This is a genomic window from Cetobacterium somerae ATCC BAA-474 (assembly GCF_000479045.1).
Classification (GTDB): Bacteria; Fusobacteriota; Fusobacteriia; order Fusobacteriales; family Fusobacteriaceae; genus Cetobacterium_A; species Cetobacterium_A somerae.
The window spans coordinates 1-1,751 of record NZ_KI518172.1 but is presented as its reverse complement, the minus strand read 5'-3'; the positions used below and the strand labels follow the sequence as shown (position 1 = coordinate 1,751).

Sequence of the window (1,751 nt, the reverse complement as noted above, 5' to 3'; positions counted from 1 at the left end):
ATTTTATGTCTACAAACTTATTCTAACACCACCTACTAATAATATTTTTTTCATAATCTTAACTCCTCTTTTTTAATTTATTTTTTATTTTATAAATTAATATTACCAAAGATTTGTTACAGAAATATGTCAAAATAAATATATTATTAAAACTCTATTATTTTTTTAAAAATCCATGTTTCTCCAGTTCACAAACATTATTTAATATATACTTAAAATCCATCTTTATTGTTGGAACTTTTGTCTTTTTTATATTTATGTCATTTAAAGTTAATATGAAATCTATTTCATTTTCATTTTTTAAAAAATCTTTTAATTGATAATTATCCAATATCTTTAAAATGTTTACATAATAATTTCCTTTTATATATTTTAATAACATTTTTCCATAGATATGATTAAAAGAGTTATCTATTATTGCTATATTTTTTGGTTTTTTATGTTCTAAATCACTCATATCTACGCTATTTTTTATAAGTATAGTTAGATATATGATATCCTCTAAATAAAATTTAGGAATAATTTCTTTGATTACATTATTTATTTCTACATAGTATTTTTTATATTCTCTATCTAATTTATGTAGCTCTTTATGCTCTAAAAAATTTAATTCTGCTTTAAACTTTCCTATTCTTATCGCATTAGAAACTTGCATTAAAAAATCTTGTTCTTTTGGAATAGTTATATTTAATTTAAATTCAAGGTTTTTTAGAAATAAATTTACTTCATTCTCAATATTCATTGTATATCTTTCAATATCTAATGATAAAAGAAGTTCCGCTATTGTATCTAATTCGTATATTTTTAATTCCTCTAATCCATGAGTTTTTAAAAAATTTATAACTTTATTATAATATTTATTTTCTAATAAAACCTGAGAAGTTCTATATTTCTCGTATGAACATGGAAAATTAATCTCTCTAAATGAATGAATCAAAATTATTGAAACAATTTTAAAAAAATCTTCTGGTGGAAGGGAAATATTCATTTTATTTATTAGATTTAAAACTATCTTTTTAGCTAGACTTACCTCTTTTTTAGAAAAAATGCTGTTAATCAAATTAATAAATAAATTATGACAACTATCTCTTTCTACAAAATACTTAGTTAAATAACTTGCAAATAAAAATCTTATATCTATTTCATTTCCAATAAGAAAAACTCCTTTTGAAGGTAAACTTTCTAATTTAAGGTTATACTTTATTAAATATTCTTTTATTCTTTCTAAATCATAGTTTAACGTTCTTCTTGTGATATCTAATTCAATAAAACTATTACTTAATATCACTTTATTAGTAAAAAAAAGTTTTAATAAAATATAGTCTCTTCTTTCAATAGGACTAAAAGGTGCATGTGATAATAAATCTTTTATTTTTAAAATTTCTTTCTCGTCGATATAAAAAATTTCATCCTCTTTCAGTATTCCATTTATATTATGGTTGTGTAAAAAACTATTTACTGTATTTATATTCATTGTTATTGATCTTTTCTTTATTTTTAGAACTGTTTCTAACTCTGAATAACTGTATCTCTTTAAACTTAAAAACAGATTTAAAATATTCAATGATTTTTTATTTAAAAACATTTTTAGATAACACTTTTAGCTTTATTTTTCTATATTAAATTGCTAAAAGTAAATCCTTTCACCCCTCTTCTTTAATTTTTTTACTCTTACTTAATGATAATTAAATAAAGATATGCTTAAAGAAAAGAATTCTTCAAAACATATCTTATCAAATTTATCATATTTA

General features: G+C 19.8%; 1 protein-coding gene. It reads right to left on the bottom strand.

The window, feature by feature from the left end:
• Window positions 1-157 precede the first annotated feature (157 nt).
• Window positions 158-1,585 (bottom strand): helix-turn-helix domain-containing protein, encoded by a 1,428-nt coding sequence (locus HMPREF0202_RS08540; RefSeq protein WP_023052417.1) that lies wholly within the window; start codon window positions 1,583-1,585, stop codon window positions 158-160.
• Between the last annotated feature and the right edge of the window lie 166 nt (window positions 1,586-1,751).

What these genes read in the sequence shown, in the direction of transcription:
- HMPREF0202_RS08540 (WP_023052417.1), bottom strand. Translation starts at nt 1,585, where the DNA reads ATGTTTTTAAATAAAAAATCATTGAATATTTTAAATCTGTTTTTAAGT.